Source organism: Flavobacterium restrictum, assembly GCF_007097245.1.
GTDB lineage: Bacteria > Bacteroidota > Bacteroidia > Flavobacteriales > Flavobacteriaceae > Flavobacterium > Flavobacterium restrictum.
In genome coordinates, this window is sequence record NZ_VJZT01000026.1 from 1 (window position 1) to 18,460 (window position 18,460).

11 protein-coding genes are annotated in these 18,460 nt (G+C 37.1%); 7 read left to right on the forward strand and 4 right to left on the reverse strand.

Features of this window, described 5'->3' with window-relative positions; all coding sequences use genetic code 11:
- Window positions 1–305: 305 nt before the first annotated feature.
- Entirely contained in the window at window positions 306–584 is a 279-nt protein-coding gene (locus FNW21_RS15340; RefSeq protein ID WP_144257633.1) for a hypothetical protein, read from the reverse strand.
- A 139-nt stretch (window positions 585–723) separates the two neighbouring features.
- On the opposite strand from FNW21_RS15340, the gene FNW21_RS15345 reads away from it, so the two are divergent.
- From FNW21_RS15345 to FNW21_RS15355, 3 genes are all read left to right on the forward strand, one after another.
- On the forward strand, window positions 724–1,407 hold the full coding sequence (locus tag FNW21_RS15345) for a hypothetical protein (RefSeq protein WP_144257634.1): 684 nt from the start codon (window positions 724–726) through the stop codon (window positions 1,405–1,407).
- 407 nt (window positions 1,408–1,814) lie between these two features.
- Complete coding sequence (locus FNW21_RS15350) at window positions 1,815–3,140, forward strand: M16 family metallopeptidase (protein WP_144257635.1); 1,326 nt, start codon at window positions 1,815–1,817, stop codon at window positions 3,138–3,140.
- Between the two features lie 13 nt (window positions 3,141–3,153).
- On the forward strand, window positions 3,154–5,202 hold the full coding sequence (locus FNW21_RS15355; RefSeq protein WP_185963948.1) for a M16 family metallopeptidase: 2,049 nt from the start codon (window positions 3,154–3,156) through the stop codon (window positions 5,200–5,202).
- A 125-nt stretch (window positions 5,203–5,327) separates the two neighbouring features.
- On the opposite strand, the gene FNW21_RS15360 is transcribed toward FNW21_RS15355, so the two are convergent.
- Window positions 5,328–6,194, reverse strand: a complete 867-nt coding sequence (locus FNW21_RS15360) for a DMT family transporter (RefSeq protein ID WP_144257636.1) — start codon at window positions 6,192–6,194, stop codon at window positions 5,328–5,330.
- Window positions 6,195–6,346: 152 nt separating this feature from the next.
- Between FNW21_RS15360 and FNW21_RS15365 the strand changes: the two genes are divergently transcribed.
- Complete coding sequence (locus tag FNW21_RS15365) at window positions 6,347–6,721, forward strand: heavy-metal-associated domain-containing protein (RefSeq protein ID WP_144257637.1); 375 nt, start codon at window positions 6,347–6,349, stop codon at window positions 6,719–6,721.
- Window positions 6,722–6,812: 91 nt separating this feature from the next.
- On the opposite strand, the gene FNW21_RS15370 is transcribed toward FNW21_RS15365, so the two are convergent.
- Window positions 6,813–7,700: an SAM hydrolase/SAM-dependent halogenase family protein gene (locus FNW21_RS15370; RefSeq protein ID WP_144257638.1), complete on the reverse strand. Its 888-nt coding sequence runs from the start codon at window positions 7,698–7,700 to the stop codon at window positions 6,813–6,815.
- 244 nt (window positions 7,701–7,944) lie between these two features.
- Here FNW21_RS15370 and FNW21_RS15375 point away from each other — a divergent pair, with 244 nt between their 5' ends.
- Window positions 7,945–10,593, forward strand: a complete 2,649-nt coding sequence (locus FNW21_RS15375) for a TonB-dependent receptor (protein ID WP_144257639.1) — start codon at window positions 7,945–7,947, stop codon at window positions 10,591–10,593.
- 280 nt (window positions 10,594–10,873) lie between these two features.
- Here FNW21_RS15375 and FNW21_RS15380 read toward each other — a convergent pair whose 3' ends face one another.
- A complete protein-coding gene (locus FNW21_RS15380) occupies window positions 10,874–13,630 on the reverse strand; it encodes an AsmA-like C-terminal region-containing protein (protein WP_235889651.1) in 2,757 nt (918 codons plus the stop codon).
- Window positions 13,631–14,020: 390 nt separating this feature from the next.
- Here FNW21_RS15380 and FNW21_RS15385 point away from each other — a divergent pair, with 390 nt between their 5' ends.
- Both FNW21_RS15385 and FNW21_RS15390 read left to right on the forward strand, forming a co-directional pair.
- The gene (locus tag FNW21_RS15385) at window positions 14,021–16,120 is read left to right on the forward strand and encodes an FN3 associated domain-containing protein (RefSeq protein ID WP_144257640.1); all 2,100 of its coding nucleotides are present in this window, start codon (window positions 14,021–14,023) and stop codon (window positions 16,118–16,120) included.
- Window positions 16,121–16,466: 346 nt separating this feature from the next.
- Window positions 16,467–18,460 (forward strand): immunoglobulin domain-containing protein (locus FNW21_RS15390; RefSeq protein ID WP_449404246.1); only part of this gene is annotated, 1,994 nt, incomplete at its 3' end.

Below are 18,460 nucleotides of genomic sequence, written 5' to 3' on the forward strand. Positions count from 1 at the left end.
GAGAGCGAACTCCCCGCAAGGATAAAACCATAATCAGCCGTGGGCTGGGCATCAAATAAATATTCGGGGTTCTTGCCACCATAGGATTTCTCCCAGAGAATGTCTTGGGCTTGGACTAAACAACAGGCAAATAATAAAAGGAGAGAGTAGTGTTTTTTCATGGGTTGAAGAGGGTAATTTGTAATTATTTAACACGAAAATACCCCCCCCCTATTTAATTAAACCTACTTTTGAATGTTAAGTTATTGTTAATTTTTATAACAATTGGTGTTTTACAGGCGGTAAGCGGTGTGAGAAAACTATTTTTAGGTCACTACAAAATAATTCTGAAGTGCTACAAAATAGGTATTGCGTGCTACAAAATGATTCTTGAGCGCTATGAAATAGTTTTTGAGTGCTATAAAACGATTCTTGAGCACTACAAAATAGTTTTTGAGCGCTATAAAATGATTATTGAGCACTACAAAATAGTTTTTGAGCACTATAAAATGATTATTGAGTGCTATGAAATAGTTTTTGAGTGCTATAAAATGATTATTGAGTGCTATGAAATAGTTTTTGAGTTGTATAAAATCTTTTCGCAATAGACTTGATCGTGAAATACACACCAAATGAGCTAATAATCGTAATGTAGTATTTTTAACAATAAATTATGTTTTATGACAGCATATTGGTTTAGTTATTGGTTTTTGTATAGCACTATTAACAATTAAAAAAAATTATATGAATTCGTATTTAGAACAAACAGATGAGAAATTAGCCCTTCAGTTGACTAATTTTACTTCAAAAATTGACACTTACAATGTTGCTTTTGGCATTACTGCCGCCGAAGTAACGAGCATCAAAGCCGATGGGGTTTATTTGGCTTGGTCCGTTACCAATTTCAAAAAAATTGAAACCTACAAAAAGAATTGGACTACCTTCAAGAACATTCTCAAAAAAGGAGAATCGAACGTAACGAGCAATACTGCGCCTCCAGCTCCCGTGCTAGATGCCACGCCGCCCGTTGTACCTCCTGGGGTGGTCACCCGCTTTACTACGATGGTTAACCGCATCAAAGCTCACCAAAGCTACACTACTGCTATTGGTCAGAATTTAGGAATCGAAATGACAAACACCCAAAAAGTAAATTTAGATTCGGCTCAACCAACCCTAAAAACCGTTATGCGTGGCGGACAAGTAAACCTACTCTGGAAAAAAGGAAAATTTGGTGGTATCCTAATCGAGAAAGACAGTGGTGCAGGTTTTGTAACCCTCGATAAAGATTTTCACCCTGATTTTATAGACAACTCCACCATGCCCGCACAAGGTCAAAGTGCTGTTTGGAAATACAGAGCCATCTACTTGCTCAACGACGAAAAAGTTGGTTTGTGGAGTGATGTCGTTACTGTTAGTGTGACCTCATAGACTTGGTTACAAGTTTTAAAATTAAAAACCCTTTCCGTCTACATTTAAGATGGGAAGGGTTTTTTTATGAAAATTTGAGGGATTTAGGGATTGAAATTCCTTTTAGTATACTTGTTTTGAAATTGGTATACTGCAGTAGTTGTTGCCTATATCTTTTTTTATTACTATTTTGTTTCCATTTTTTTTCTAAATTTTTTTATTGTCCCACTTGGAACAGCATTGTAATGATTCGGAAAAAAATAAGTTTGAAAATTTAAGATTTCTTACTATTAGAAAGCAGTAAACTAGTGTTAAAATTATGTCAAACACCTTTCAGCATGTTTTTTGAAGCTAAAAAAAACTATTTTTGATGTAACTATCAAATCCATTTTAGAACAAATAGTAAATTAAAAATTTTATTAATCCTTATGAAAAAATCAATAATGATGTTAGGTGCTGCACTTATGCTTGGAGGAGTTGCTTCGGCTCAAAAAGTAGCTTTTGAAGAATACGATTTAGACAACGGCATGCATGTTATTTTGCACAACGACCCTACGGCTCCCGTGGTGGTTACCTCGGTGATGTATCATGTGGGCTCCAAGAACGAGACACCAGACCGCACTGGATTTGCTCACTTTTTTGAACACCTTCTTTTTGAAGGTACCGAAAATATAAAAAGAGGCGAGTGGATGAAGATCGTAACGGGTAACGGTGGGGTCAATAATGCCAACACCTCCGAGGACAGGACATATTATTACGAGGTTTTTCCGTCTAATAATTTGGAACTCGCTTTGTGGATGGAATCCGAGCGATTGATGCATCCTGTGATTAATAAAATTGGGGTTGATACTCAAAACGAAGTGGTAAAAGAAGAGAAACGAACCAGTTATGACAACCGTCCGTATGGCAGTTTTCAAACAGTTGTTAAAAAAAATCTTTTCACCAAACATCCGTACCGTTGGTCAACTATAGGGGCTATGGAACATTTGGATGCCGCTACTTTAGAAGAATTTCAGGCTTTTAACAAGAAGTTTTATATTCCTAACAATGCTGTTTTGGTTGTTGCTGGTGATTTTGAAAAAGGGCAAGCCAAAGCGTGGATTGAACAGTATTTTGGTCCTATCAAAAAAGGCGCACCTATTCAACTTGAACAATTTATAGAAGAACCCATTACCAAAACCATTACCGATAGGTTTGAAGATGCCAATATCCAAATTCCTGCCATTGTTGCCGCTTACCGTACGCCGTCTATGAAAACGCGTGACGCAAGAGTTCTGGACATGATTTCTTCGTATTTGAGTGATGGTAAAAGCTCTCGATTGTACAAAAAAATCGTTGACGAAAAGAAAATGGCTTTGCAAACAGGCGCTTTTACGAACAGTCAAGAGGATTACGGGATGTATATTTTGTACGGTTTACCAATGGGAACTTTTACAGCTGCCGATGTTTTGAAAGAAATTGACGAAGAAATTGTAAAAATTCAAACTGATTTGATTTCGGAGAAAGATTTTCAAAAACTACAAAACAAGTCCGATAACAATTATGTAAATGCCAATGCAGGAGTGGAAGGAATTGCCGAGAATTTAGCCACCTATTACTTATTGTACGGCGATGTGCATTTAATCAATTCCGAAATCGACCTTATTCACTCTATTACCAGAGAAGAAATTAGAGCCGTGGCCAAGAAATATTTAAATCCAAATCAACGATTAGTTTTAGATTATGTTCCCGCAACCGAAAAAGCTAAAAATTAAGACACTCGAAATCATGAAAAAAATAAGTATACTATTCATCCTTTTGTTAGTAACAGGAATTATGAACGCACAAACAAGAACACAACCCAAGCCAGGTCTTTCGCCTGTTGTAAACATCAACAAACCACAAACTTTTGTCCTGAAAAATGGATTGAAAGTAATGGTAGTCGAAAACCATAAATTGCCTCGAGTTTCTTTTAATTTAACTCTCGACAACGCTCCTTTTGCCGAAGGTGCCAAAAAAGGTGTCGATGAATTAACGAGCAGCATCCTAGGAAATGGAAGCAAAACAATTACCAAAGACCTCTTTAATGAAGAGATTGATTTTCTGGGTGCCAATATTAATTTTAGTTCCAATGGTGCTTATGCCAGTTCCCTTTCTAAATATGCGGGTCGTGTTTTAGAGCTAATGGCGGATGGCGCTTTGAATCCTAATTTTACGCAAGTAGAATTCGACAAAGAAAGAGATAAAATTATTGAGGGTCTAAAATCCGAAGAAAAAAGCGTTCCCGCCATTGCGGGTAGAGTGGTTGATGCGCTAGCCTTTGGCCAAAACCATCCTGCGGGAGAGTTTATGACCGAAGAAACACTCAAAAACGTGACTCTTGCTGATGTTGAGGCTAATTATGCCACGTATTTTGTTCCTGAAAATGCCTATTTGGTCATCATTGGGGATATTAAATTCAAAAACGTAAAAACGGCTGTAGAAAAATTATTTGGCGGTTGGCAAAAGAAAATCACCCCAAAATTAACCTATCCTGCGCCTGTAAATGTAAGCTATTTGCAAATTAATTTTGTTGATGTTCCTAATGCGGTGCAGTCCGAAATATCGGTGGTGAATACTTTGAATCTAAAAATGAGCGATCCTGATTTTTTTCCAGCGGTAATTGCCAATCAAATTTTAGGTGGCGATTTCAACAGCTATTTGAACATGAATTTAAGAGAGCAACACGCTTGGACGTATGGTGCCAATTCCACAATAGGAAGCGGAAAATACGTAACCAAATTTAGAGCTACCTCTGCCGTAAGGAATGCTGTTACAGATAGCGCGGTAGTAGAATTTATCAAAGAAATCAAGAAAATCAGAACCGAAAAAGTGTCCGATGAGGTTCTTAAAAACGTAAAAGCGGGGTATATAGGTCGCTTTGTGATGCAGGTCGAAAAACCACAAGCAGTTGCCCGTTATGCCTTGAACATCGAAACCGAAAATCTTCCAGCTGATTTTTATGAAAAATACATTCAAACCATAAACGCCGTTACTGCGGATGATATTATTCGTGTGGCCAACAAGTATTTCCTAATAGACAACACCCGAATTGTGATTGCTGGTAAGGGATCGGATGTGATTCCGGGATTAGAAAAGCTAAAAATTCCAATGTTTTATTTTGACAAATATGCCAATCCAATGGAGAAACCAGTTTCCAAAAAGGAAATCCCAGCAGGCGTAACCACCCAAACGGTTTTGAATAATTACATCAAAGTTATTGGTGGCGAAAAAGCAGTTTTGGGCGTGAAAACAATTGCCATGAACGGTGCTACAACTATTCCGCAAGCACCATCGCCATTGACTTTTATTTCAAAAATTGATGTAAAAGGAAAACTAAATGTGTCCATAAGCATGGGAGCCATGTCCTTGATGAAACAAGTGGTAAACGAAAAAGGAGCCTATGTCGTGCAACAAGGGCAACGCAAAGATATTGAGGGTGCCGATTTAGTAGAGATGAAAGCAAGTGCCACACCATTTGAAGAGTTGCAATTGCTCAAAAATGCTAGCGTTGCAGTTATAGGAATCGAAGCCATCAACGGGAAAGAGGCGTATGCTGTAAAAAATGGTAAAACCACCTATTTTTACGATATCCGATCAGGATTGAAGGTTGCCGAGTCCAAAACCATCGAACAAGGAGGACAAAGTATGACGCAAACCACTAATTTTATGGATTATAGAGATGTAAAAGGGGTGAAGGTTCCATTTAATATCATCCAAAATGTAGGTTTTGAATTGGATATTAAAATGACAGATGTCAAAATAAATGAAGGTGTCACGGATGCCGATTTTCAATAAAAATTTTTCAACTTCAATGAAAGACTTTCCGAAAGGGAAGTCTTTTTTTTTTAGTCTAAATCCCAAAAATGGTATAAACAAATGGAGTGGGGTTGTAAAAGCAACAAAAAAGGTGTGAAGAATGCTCATTTCCTAGCCGAAAGGTAAACGCCAATCAAGATAATAAAAGCACCAAAAAACTGAATTGGAGTTAGCATTTCGTGATCTAATAATCCCCAAAAGAAAGCCACAATAGGAATTAAATACGTAACCGATGTGGCAAAAACAGGAGAGGACATTTGAATCAATTTGAAGAACAAAATATTCGCAATACCCGTTCCCAAAACACCCAAAATAAGGATGTACACCATGGATTCTTGCACTTTGACATTTTGTACCACATCCCAAAAACCAGAGTAAAACAAAACAACAGTCGCAGGAAGCAACAAGACCAAAAAGTTACCCGTTGTAATACTCAACGAACTCAAATCAGGTAAATATTTCTTGATTAAATTAACATTCAGGGCATAGCAAAGCGAGGCAATGAGCACCAAAAGCGCGTAGTAATAATTTTGATTTGGATGTGCAATTGCACCAGTGAATACTAAAAGCAAACTTCCTAAAAGACCAATGAAAACACCCCAAATTTGCGCTTTTCTAAACGTGATTCCAAAAAGTAATCCGCCAAAAACCAAAGTGTTGAGCGGCGTTAAGGAATTAAGAATTGCAGTTATAGAACTGTCTATTTGCGTTTCGGCAATGGCAAAAAGGTAGGCAGGAACAAACGTACCAAATACGGAGGTCAATGCAATGTATTTCCATTGTTGTTGGGTTATTTTCGCCAGGCTTTTAAAACCTATTAGAAGCAAAAAAAGTGAAGCAAACAAAATGCGCAACGATCCTAATTGAAAAGCATTGAGACCTATTAATCCTTTCTTGATTAGAATAAAGGAACTTCCCCAAATTAAGGATAGAACGAGTAAATAAACCCATTTTAATTGTTTAGTGTGCATTGTTGGCTGTTTTTTTTAATAGTTTTTACCGAAAATTGATGGTATTGTAAACTTAATTTCGCTTCAAAATTGTATTAAATTTATGAAATAAGACTGCTTTTTTTAATTAATTTTGTAGTGTACTATAAAAAATAATTTAAAAAAGATTCCCAATGAAGTTCCTAAAAATAATAGCCGCAGTGGCACTTACGAGCACACTTTTGATAAGTTGTAAAAAAGAAATTCCTGCCATCAAAACCGTTGAAGCGACTCCAATTGCACCAAAAGCAAAACAGCAAATTGCGGTTCAGAATTTGCAAACCGCTAGTTTTACTGTAGAAGGTATGACTTGCGCTATGGGATGTGCCAAAACCATCGAAGGCGAATTATCAAATTTGGATGGCGTTCAAAAAGCAACAGTTGACTTTGATAAAAAACTAGCCACGGTGACTTTTGATAAAACGATTCAAAACCAAGAGAGTTTGATTAAAGTTGTTCAAGCCACCGGAGACGGTAAAACCTATACCGTTCCAACTCCAAAATCATAGCCAACACAGCATTATTCAAAATTAGTAAACTAAAAAAGACTATTCGGAAAATTGAATTTTTCCAGATAGTCTTTTTCTTTGTAAAAAGGAATTATTTACTAATGAGAATACTCCAAGTGGCGCCGCTATAAATTTTATTTTTTTCGGAGAAATTGCCTTGATTTACTGCTATTGCAAAATTCAAAAGGCTGTTAAAATAACATACTTCGGTGCCCACGGGAACTTGTCCAAAGGTGTTGACCAACTGTAGTTTTTTGGTGTACACTTTTTTAGAACCGTTAAAAATTTGGATATTAACCCAATCTCCTGATTTTAAATCAAGATTGCCAAATGTTTTTTTATCGATATTTGTCCAAACATTCCCGTATTGAATATCTAAAATAGGAATGCCGCCTTTGATGATTCCTTTTTCGAAAACTGGTTTTTGATAGTCAATTTTCACCACTTCGTTCGGTAATTTTGGTCCTACTTCTTCAAAAGAAATTGTTTTTGATGCCAAGCGCGCTGCGGTAAATGCATACACATCACGCCCGTGAAAAGTGTAGGATTCATTCGAGTTGCTGCGGCGGTTTTTGACCTCGTCGATTTCGCGAATTTCCTGAATGCCCAATTGTTCCGCAATTAAGGTTAAAGTTCCGTTGTCAGGCGTTACAAAATAATGTCCTGATTTAGTCAGCAATACCACCGAGTGGCGTGAAGTTCCTACGCCGGGATCACAAACCGATACAAAAACAGTTCCTGCAGGATAATATTGAGCCGTTTGCGACAACCGATACGCGGCTTCCCAAATGTTATACGCAGGGATTTCGTGCGTTAAATCGAATATTTTAATATCAGTAGAAACGCCCATAGCAACGCCTTTCATAGCCGATACTGCGCCATCTTTGGTTCCAAAATCCGATTGAAAAACCAATACATTGTTTTGTGAAAAGCTATTAAACGTAACGGCACACAAAAAGAGTAACACTCGTAGTTTCATTTTTTTATACTTTAAAATTTTGGCAAAGATATTTCATTTAAACTTAATCTTTTTACTTTTTTTATTTCCTTAAAAGAATTTAAAATTAAAAACAGGAATGTTTTTTTGTAAAAAAAACAACTTTTTTAAAAACGTCGTGGCGTTATAAGATTTATATTTGCATTTTATTTGCAAACTTTATAGCAAGTTTAACTAAAATTAAAATCGTATTCAGTAAAACGATTTTCTAATTAAACAAACACTCATGAAAAAAATTCTGAAAATTAGTATTGCCGCTTTTTTTATTTTAATAAGCACGTTGTCTTTTGGTCAAAATCGCAAATTGAAAGGAACTATTCTGAACGAAAAAGGAATTCCTTTAGACCATGCCACCATTAGTATTAAAGGAACCAAAATCAATGTTAGTAGCGATAATCTTGGAAAATTCACCATAGTATCGCCTGTAAAAATTCCAACTTTGGTTGTGACTTTGTACGGTTATTCCACACGGGAAGTGATGGGAATTGAGGATAATATCAACATCATTATGCCTTTGGAAGCAAACAGCCTAGACGAAGTTGTGATTGTAGGAAGTAGAAATCCTAAAAAAAGCAAGCTCGAAACAGCCGTTCCTGTTGATGTGGTAAATTTGGCAAAAATAAGAAATATCACGCCACAAACCAGTACAAACGATATTTTGACCTACTTAATTCCGTCCTTTAATTCCAACCGACAATCATCGGCAGATGGAACGGAGCATATTGATCCCGCATCGTTACGGGGTTTAGGCCCAGATCAAGTTTTGGTTTTGGTGAACGGAAAAAGACGCCACACCACTTCCTTGGTCAACTATCAAAACACGGTAGGAAATGGTTCTGTTGGTACCGATTTAAGCGCTATTCCAGCCTCGGCAATCAAGCGAATTGAAGTTTTGCGAGATGGTGCAGCGGCTCAATATGGCTCGGATGCTATCGCGGGAGTAATCAATTTAGTGATGAAAGACAATGCTGGTTTTGAGGCCAATGCCACTTACGGAAGCACCTCGCGCAACGATGGTCAAACCACCAATTTGAATTTGAATTATGGTGCCAAAATTGGGAAAAATGGCGGTTTTGTTAATGTAACTGCGGAATTTAATAACCGTGAAAAAACCAATCGTTCCCAAAATAACAACCTAATTATTTTTGACCAATCGGCGTATGATAATTATTTTGCGTATGATTTTAGTAACGACAATGCCCGTGGATTAGACGATGCCGCTTTGGCGCAAGCCGGATTAAAACGGGATGATTTTAATTTTCAAATTGGCGATGCCAAAATCAAGAATATCCAAGGTTTTGTGAATTTATCCGTGCCTTTGAATGACAAAATTGATTTTTATGCTACTGGCGGCGTGAGTCACAGGAACGGAACTGGATTTGGATTCAGACGTTTGCCAAGTGAAACCGAGAATGTAGTTGCTTCTTTATTTCCGAATGGTTTTCAACCTGAATTGAATTCGGTGGTGACGGATCTTTCGTTGATTTCGGGTTTCAAATTCAAATTAGGCGATTGGAAATTGGATGTGAGCAATACCATTGGTCAAAATAAATTTACGTATGATGTTGCCAATACTAATAATTTTTCATTGGGAGCCAATAGTCCAACTGAATTCAAAGCGGGAAATCATTCCTTTTTGCAAAACACCGTAAATGCAGATGTTTCTCGATTCTACAAAAGTGTTTTTAGCGGTTTGAATGTGGCTTTTGGAGCCGAATACCGTTCAGAAAACTACCAAATTAATGCTGGCGAAGTGGCATCCTACAGCAATGGTGGTGCGCAATCTTTTCCTGGATTTTCTCCTTTGAATGAAGTCAATAAAAACAGAAATAGTGTTGGAATTTACGCAGATGTTGAATCAGATATCACCGAAAAATTGCTAGTAGGTGTAGCCGCTCGTTACGAAGATTATTCGGATTTTGGGAATACGATTAACGGAAAATTATCGGCTAGGTATAAAGTTACGGACACGTTTTTTGTGCGTGGAGCAGTAAGTACAGGTTTTAGAGCACCATCATTGCACCAGCAATATTTTAACAATATCGCTACCGATGTTGTTGATGGGGAACTATTAAATTCAGGTATTTTTAGAAACGATAGCGACGTGGCTAAACAACTTGGAATCCCAAAATTAAAAGAAGAAACTTCGAAAAATTACAGCATTGGTTTGGTTTTTTCTCCTTTGAAAAAACTACACATTACCGCTGATTTTTATCAAATAAAAATTGACAACCGAATTATTTTAACTGGGAATTTAGGAAACGATGCTTATGGCGATCCCGTTCCTGAACTTCGTGCTTTGTTTGCAACGTATGGCGTGGAAACAGGACGTTTTTTTACCAATGCCATCAATACTACTACCAACGGGATTGATGTTGTGGTTGATTATGATATGAATCTGGGTGCAGGAAATTTGAACTTATCGGCTTTGTACAATTACAATCACAATCAAGTTGCGGCTCAATTAAATGCTATTCCAACTGCATTTGTAGGTCAAGAAGACGTGTATTATGGCCCACAAGAACGTAGTTTGATTGAAACGAATACGCCAAAAAGTAAAGGAACTTTTGCGGCGAATTATGCGGTTAAAAAATGGAATTTTTTATTGAGAAATACGTATTTCGGGACAGTTACCCGTGATGGATTCCCTTTTGGAACTACTCAAAAACACGCTGGAAAAGTAGTAACCGATTTGACGATTGCTTATAAAGTAACGCCAAAAATCCAGTTTACGCTTGGAGCAAATAATTTGTTAGATGTTTTTCCGGACAAGCAAATTTATGAGAACAGTTATTTTGGAGTGTTTAAATATGCGCCAGTTCAAATGGGAACTACAGGAGCGTACTATTTTGCTAGAATGAGTTTTAGTTTGTAGTTTAACTGTTTTTGGCTTTCGGTGTTGCCGCAAATTGCAAGAAAGTAGTCAGACTTTGAAGTCGGCTTTTCTAACTTTTTTTGCCACTGATTGTGCTCATTTTTACAGATTAGATAGAATTGTGCAATTTGTGACTGCTTATTTGTTAAGCTCTAAAATCCATACGATTCTTGTTTAGGTAATTTTTTTAACACTAAATTATAGTTTAAATCAGTTTAAATCAAAGTCATAAAAAAAGCATTCGTTAGTAGCGAATGCTTTTTTTATGAATAGTTTCGAGTTAGTTGATCGAGTCTTTGGTTTCCTCCAAATCTTCGGAATGGCGGCCAATTTTAATTTTGGGATTGTCCTTGTTGCCAGTTACTAGTATTGGAATTCCGAGGATTCCTAGTGGCGGTAATCCCAGGCGCATTTTGATATTTAATCGACCGTCAAGGCTGGTGGTACCTTCGATTCTGGGTCTGAAACCTGCAAATTTGAATTTGAACCGTTCGATGGTTATGATGTTGTTTTTGATGGAACTTTTGATGGCTACTTTGGACAATTCTGGATTTTTGATGGCGTCGTGGTTCGTTTTCTTTCCAACGGCATTGAACATTTTCATGCCGTGAATTTTGATGTCTTTTACGGACAAAACACCATTTCCTATTAGCGATGGATATATAGGCGCCATATCGGCATTGAGTTTTCCTTTTAAGGTATAGTCTAACGATACGGTTCCTTGTGCTTTCTCGGCAGCGCTCGCCATTTTGCGGAACATTTTGATTTCGTTGTAGGCTCTTTTAATGTCAAAATCATTGGCCTTTATGGCATATTCAAACTGTGCTTTTTGTGGTGTAATACTCTGGTAGCTGGCGTTCATAGTGACTTGGCATCCTATTAAATTGAAATTGGTATTTTGCATTTTCAGTTTGCCATCTTTTATTTTTAGAGCACCATTTGCGTTTTGAAGGGCTATCCCTTGGAAATTTATTTTTTGGGCATAAGCCTGAAATTGCAAGTTGAACGTGGGCGGAATTAGGATAACTCCTGTGGTTTGTTTAGCTGATGAAGGTGCTGTTGTCGTTGTTTTTGAATCGGTTGGGGTGGCTTGGGAAACCGAGAGGAATTCATCGGTGTTGATGTACTTGGATTGCAGTGTAAAAGCACCTCGTAAGACTCCGTTTCTAGCACTCATGAAGTTGAAAACGTTTTGTAAATAGCCATTCATTTTAAAATCCGATTCGCCGTAAGTTGCCAAGAAGGTGTTGAAGGCCATTTTGTCCTGTTTGAAAGTAAAAATTCCTTCTTTGATGAGCAGTTTTTTGGGCAGGTACTGGGTTTTTAGGACTATATTTTGAACTTCAAGTGTGCCTTTGTTATCGAGTTTGGTGTAGTTTCCTTTTTCGGCGTCGCTTTGTTTGCCTTTTAGGGCTAAATCGGCTTTTATAAAACCATCTACATCAAGTCCTTTTTGTGAAAATACGTGGTATATTTTGCTGATGTTTAGGGTTCCTTTTGCCTTGATATCGTAGGTTAAATCGTTGAAATTGTTCAAATCAGCTTCGATCGTGAATGGTTTTCCTTCAAAGGTAAATTGGGTTGGTTTGAGGGTTACTTTTAAATCATTGAAATCCCCTTTTTGATTGTTTACAGTAGCAAGTACGGTTATATCTGTGATTGGATTGGGGTAGTATGGGGTTTTTAAGTATCCGTTTTTTAGATTGATTGTGGCATTGGCTACAGGAAATTTTTTGGTCTTTGGGTTGTAAATTCCTTTTATCGTGCTGTTTCCTTCCAGGATTCCTTTTAGGGTTATGTCCGGAATTCCGAGTGCTTGATTGAGTTTTTCTAAATCAATTGCAGCCTTCAAGCTCCCGTCTACGGTTATGTTGTTGATGCGGGTGGTATATAATTTGGCTTTCAAGTATCCTTTTTGGACATTCAAGGAGATGTTTTTTAAATCGACAATGAGTTGCTCTGGGTTTAGTGCTGGAACTTTGGTCGAAAAATCAAAATTTAGGTGTTCTACTGGGAATTTGCTTTTGTTGTAATTAACAAAACCATCTCTTATTTTGAAGTCTAAATTCAAATCGGGAGCTTGGTTTTGAGAGGCATTGTACGTTCCTTTTAAGGTCAAAATGACATCTGTTTTTCCTTTCAAATCGGTTTTGTTGAGCCACGTAATGTATTTTGGCGGGAAAGCAGTTATTAAATCATAGAGGTCGCTGTCTATTGATTTTACTGTAAAATCCATAGAATATCCGTCTTTTAGGAAGTCAAATTTACCTTTGAAATCAACGGGTAATTTGTTTATTTTTAAGTCGTTTTGTTCGAATATAAAGGAGAGGGAATTGACATTTACTTTGGTAATCAAATCGCCATTTACTTTTTTATTCATTAAATAGGGCTCGTTTTGATAGAACATATTGAGTGTTGCAATTTTGACATTGGAAGACAAGTCAAAAACATTTTGGCTTAAATCTCCTTTTCCGAGGTAATTGAATCCGAGTAAATCAAAATGAATGGCTGTTGATTGATCATCGTACCTGATTTGGCTGTTTTTGATTTCTATTTTTTCTAATCGCAATGCGGTCGATTCGCCTTCTTTTTTCGGAACTTCCTTGCTGGCAATGTAAACGTTATAATTTGCAAGTCCTTCTTTATTGACTTTGACGTTTATATTGGCATTTTCAAGATAAATTTGGTCGATATTTATGGATTTGCTAAAAACAAGACTTCGTACATTGATTCCAAAAGAAACTTCTTTGGCTGTAATAAATTTTTCTTTTTGGAACGGAGCAGCGCCTTTTAAATCAAAATCATCTAATGTCAATGTCAGGGAAGGGAAGTGATGAAAAAAAGAGACGTTGGCATTGGTGTAATTCAATTCGCCGTTGAGTTTGGTATTAGCGTATTTTTTTATTTCAACTTTGATTTTGTCGGCAAAAAGGATTGGAGTTAAAAACAACAGCGATAAGAGTACTGCCAAAAAAACACCAGTATATTTTATGATTTTAATGAAAATGGATTTGTTGTTGCTTTTTGCAATTGCCATAATTGAGGGAATAGTAGCGTGAATGAAACAGAATTGTATTTTTCAAAGGTACTTATAAAATCTGAAAAGTTGGTTTTGGGATATTTTTTTTGAGTAGTTTATAATGTTTTCGTTTTTTTAAAACCAACAGATTTGACTTTATAATAGGCTCATTAAAAAGGAAATACTACAAAGTTGTCAACACTACTACGTTTTCGTAAAGGGTTTAAAAAAAAGCAGTGTTGTACCTATGATAATTTATATACTTTTAACTTTCGAAACTGTATAAAAATTGAATTAAGTTCAATTATTAAGTAGAATAAAAACACTTATTGTAAAAAAAATAGCTTTATGGTATTTTATGTTTAAAGTTTCGTCCCGTTAATGAAAATAACCCCAATCTAAATAACCATGAAATTACTTTCTAAAAACATTCTGATTATAGTAATGTTCCTTTATCTTACTTTTTGCTTCAAGGCAAGTGCGCAAACCTTTAAAGACGATATTATGATGCAAGCATTCAGCTGGAATGTTGACTTGCAATCCTCTGTTTCAGCCGAGGGAGGATTATATGCTTACTTAAATAGTCGTGCTAGCGGTTATGCTAATGCCGGTTTTACAGTGCTTTGGATGCCGCCACCAAGTAAATCTACAGGTGGTGTAGGTTACATTCCAACAGAGTTATTTAATTTTAGTCAAACTGTATATGGGTCGCAAGCACAACTAACCACCTTGCTTACCACTATGAAAAACACCACGCCTCAAATACACGCTATGGCTGATGTAGTTGTGAACCATAGGGGAGGAAGTACCAACTGGACTGATTTTACCAATCCTACTTGGGACTGTCATTCTATAACCAGTACCGATGAAGCGAATTCAGGAACAATCACAGGTGTTCGTCCATGTGGTACTGCTGATACAGGAGATGATTTTAATGGTGCTAGAGATTTAGACCATACCAATGCACAAGTTCAAACGGGAGTAAAAGATTATTTGACCAAACTAAAAGCATTAGGATTTGATAGCTGGAGATGGGATATGGTCAAAGGATTTTCGGCTAGTTATGTTGGTAATTATGTTGCTGCTTCTACACCTCATGGTTCAGTAGGCGAATACTGGGATGGCAACGTAGCTAATGTAAAGCCATGGATTGATGGTACGACTAAACAATCAGCCGCATTCGATTTTCCACTTTATTATACATTAGGTACTGCATTGAGTAGCGGAAATTATGGAGGTCTTGCTGGAAATCCTGGATTAGCAGGTCAGTTTGGATATGCTAGTTTGGCGGTTACGTTTCTGGATAACCACGATACATTTGTAACTACCGCTTTCGTTTCGGATGCGAATGTGATGAAAGGATACGCATATCTTTTGACGCATCCTGGCATTCCTTGTGTGTTTTTCTCTCATTATCATGGTGGAACTTTTACCAAAGATGGTGTGACTAGAACGTATACAAATCATCAAACGGCAATCAATCAATTAATGGCTGTTAGGAAAGCAAATGGTATCAATGCCAATAGTTCACTTGTGGTATCTAATTCATCCTCTTTTTATTCCGCTACTATCGATGGTAAAGTGGCAGTACGAATAGGTTCTAATGCCACTTGGACACCTACAGGTACAGGATGGGTAGAAAATGCATCAGGTACTGATTATAAAGTATGGTCGAAAACAGCAATCAATGTGGCGCCAACAGTGACTATTAGCACACTTGGAGGATCGTTTGTAACCGGAACTACAATTGCGGCTACCATTACTGCAACTGATGATAAAACAGGATCGGTGATTCATTACACTACAGATGGTTCAGTGCCTACAATAAGTTCACCAGTATATACAGCACCAGTTTCCATCACTACAACAACTACACTAAACGCTATTGCAGTTGATACTGATGGATTGTTGTCAGGAGTTGCCTCTCAAACCTATACTTTCTTGACAGTAGGAACAATCACAGTTCGTTTTTTGCCGCCAGCATCTTGGACTACACCAATCAATATTCATTATTGGAATGCTGTTCCATTGGCTAATTTAGCTGGAACAACATGGCCTGGAAAAGTAACCACTGGTCCAGACGCAAACGGGTATTACTCGTATGTTTTTAATAATCTAGCGAGTATCAACATTATTTTTAACGACAGTAAAAGTGGTACAAGAAACCAAACTGCTAATATAGAAGGTGTAACCCAAAGTACTTGTTATAATATGTCTTCGGGAACACTAGTTGTGGAGCAATGTTCCACGTTAGGCATTGGTCAAAATGAGTCTAAAGTTTCTAAATTAAAATTATATCCAAATCCAGTTTCGGACGGATTTAAATTAAATTTAGAAGTGTCCGATGTTTCTGTTTATGATGTAACCGGTAGAATTGTAAAACAATTTAAAGGTTCTTTTGGAGCTGAAGCCAATTTTCAAGTTGAAAACATAAACAAGGGTTTGTATTTTGTAAACGCCACTTTGGCTGAAGGAGGAAATACGACCATTAAATTTGTTAAAGAGTAGTTTTTGTTATTGTAGAGATTAAGGCTGTTTGACGTGTTTAGGCAGCCTTTTTTAATCCTTAATATTCCATTAAAAAATTGCAGACGAAATTTTTGCGCTTTTTTTGCTTATTAAAATGCAGAAAATAAAACAGCATAACCCTCAAGAAGATAAAGATTACTAGTGGCAACGCATTTTAAAACAGAAAGAAGAATAGTTTATTTGTTGTTTTTCAGCTATTTAACACAACTATTAGGGTGATGTTAAGCATAAATTAAATTTTCATTTGCGAAATCGATTTATATGCCTATTTTTAACACTATTTTAATCATAATACTCATTATAAATTAACACCAAAATACGTTTTATGAAAAATAAATTACTTTTATTTTTACTATTTGTTTTGTTTTTAGGGAACAGGTTAATTGCAACAAACTATGCAAATAGTAGTGTTGTTTCTAAAAAGAAGTCAGAGTTAGTAGTCAGTAGTACACCATTAGATACTATAAAAAAAAATAGAAAAGCTGCCAAAGCGAACAATGCCGCCAAAACTCTTGGCGTATTGTTAACCCCAACGGTAGTGGCAGGAAGCTCTTGTGGCGACGGCGTTAAGTTTACGCAAGTAAATCTATATGCTAACGGCGCTAATGTTTCGGATGTGATTGAATGGTTTACCAGTCAAACCGCCGTAACTCCTGTTTTTACAGGAACTAATTTTAGTCCCAGTATAAAAACGACCACAACCTATTATGTTCAAAGCAAATCGGCCGATGGTTTATCCGTAAGTATTCGTGTTCCTGTAGTAGGTTCTATCTATTTTACACCTCCGGCAGTGACGCTTTCCGCTTCGCCAACAGGGTCGCCATTGCCGCTGTGTTTTGGAACTTCTGTAACTTTTACGGCTACTGGCGGTGCTGATTTATTTGAATTTTCAGTTGATGGAGTTGTAGCACAAGCCATGTCTCCCAGTAAAACATTCACAACAAGTACTTTGAATGACGGTCAGGTGGTACGCGTTCGTTCTCGTTATGCGGTAACACTCGACGGAACGCTAACCGAAAAAGCTTGGGGAACAGGGAATTTAGAGGATAATGGTCTTTCGGCTACGTTGTCAGCGAATGCGGCTACGGGGTATATTAATGGATTAAAAATTAGCCCAACAGAAAATAAATTAGTTTTCGGTATTCCCGGGAAATTACTAAATTATAGAAGAATCTTATTGTTTTTGGATACAAAAGCGGGTGGATATAATGTTTCAAATTATGGGGATGAAAATGGATCTTTGCCAGAAGTTCGTGCCTTTAACTATTTCAACAACAATCCCAGTACTTTTGACTCTTATTTTGAAGCCGATTATTGTATTGCCATTGCTACTGATGCAGGCGAAACTAATTATTATGCAGATGTTATAGAGTTAAAATCAGGAAATTCGATTAAAACATATTTAGGAACCGCCGCAACTGGATCGCCAACATCGGTGATGGGAATTAATAAAGGCAATACTGGAATTGGAGATTATAATTTAGGTTTTGAAGTAGAAGTTTTAAAATCTTTGATAGGGTACACAACGGGCGATATTAAGTTTTTTGCACTGACAATGCAAGATAATTTTCCAACAAACTATAATGTTACCAATTCCTTCTTGAGTCCAGAGCGTTCGGGTACTGCGGATTATGGAAGTGGTGCGATAAATTACAATTTAAAAGATCCTAATCCAGTTTATGTTTCCTCTTCAGCCTTGACACCTTGCTATAGTGAGGATACCATTGCAGTTAGTATCGCTCAAAATCCAAGTGTAGCTTCGGTTGGGCCAAATCAATCCAATTGTATTTTGACAAGCACTGCTTTGGGAGGAAATACACCCGCAATTGGAACAGGTTTGTGGTCTATTAAATCAGGTCCAGGAACAGCAACTTTTAGTGATGCTTCAAGTGGTTCGTCAACTGCTACAGTTAGTACTGTAGGTGAGTATGTGTTTACTTGGACTATTACTAGTGGTACCTGTACGGCATCGACAGCGGATATTAGTGTAATTTATGATGTTACCAAAGTTCCAGTAATAGGTGTCATTACGCAACCAACTTGTGCAGTCAATACGGGAAGTGTAATTTTTAGCGGGTTGCCTGCAACAGGTACGTGGACAATAACACCTTCTACTGGAACAGCAGTTACAGGAACAGGTTCTAGTTATGAATTTAAAAATTTACTAGCTGCAACAAATTATACTTTCGTTGTTACGGATGGGGTTAGTAATTGTCCGTCACTTTCAACTATTCCAGTTGCTATTGATGCGATTCCGTTACCTCCAACGGCACCAGTTGCTGCAACAGTAGTGCAGCCGACATGTGGTTTGCCATCAGG

Excerpts from the sequence above, each read along its gene's own strand:
- FNW21_RS15365 (WP_144257637.1), top strand. The coding sequence starts at position 6,347 with ATGAAGTTCCTAAAAATAATAGCCGCAGTGGCACTTACGAGCACACTT.
- FNW21_RS15355 (WP_185963948.1), top strand. The coding sequence starts at position 3,154 with ATGAAAAAAATAAGTATACTATTCATCCTTTTGTTAGTAACAGGAATT.
- FNW21_RS15385 (WP_144257640.1), top strand. The coding sequence starts at position 14,021 with ATGAAATTACTTTCTAAAAACATTCTGATTATAGTAATGTTCCTTTAT.
- FNW21_RS15360 (WP_144257636.1), bottom strand. The coding sequence starts at position 6,194 with ATGCACACTAAACAATTAAAATGGGTTTATTTACTCGTTCTATCCTTA.
- FNW21_RS15370 (WP_144257638.1), bottom strand. The coding sequence starts at position 7,700 with ATGAAACTACGAGTGTTACTCTTTTTGTGTGCCGTTACGTTTAATAGC.
- FNW21_RS15375 (WP_144257639.1), top strand. The coding sequence starts at position 7,945 with ATGAAAAAAATTCTGAAAATTAGTATTGCCGCTTTTTTTATTTTAATA.
- FNW21_RS15345 (WP_144257634.1), top strand. The coding sequence starts at position 724 with ATGAATTCGTATTTAGAACAAACAGATGAGAAATTAGCCCTTCAGTTG.
- FNW21_RS15350 (WP_144257635.1), top strand. The coding sequence starts at position 1,815 with ATGAAAAAATCAATAATGATGTTAGGTGCTGCACTTATGCTTGGAGGA.
- FNW21_RS15380 (WP_235889651.1), bottom strand. The coding sequence starts at position 13,630 with ATGGCAATTGCAAAAAGCAACAACAAATCCATTTTCATTAAAATCATA.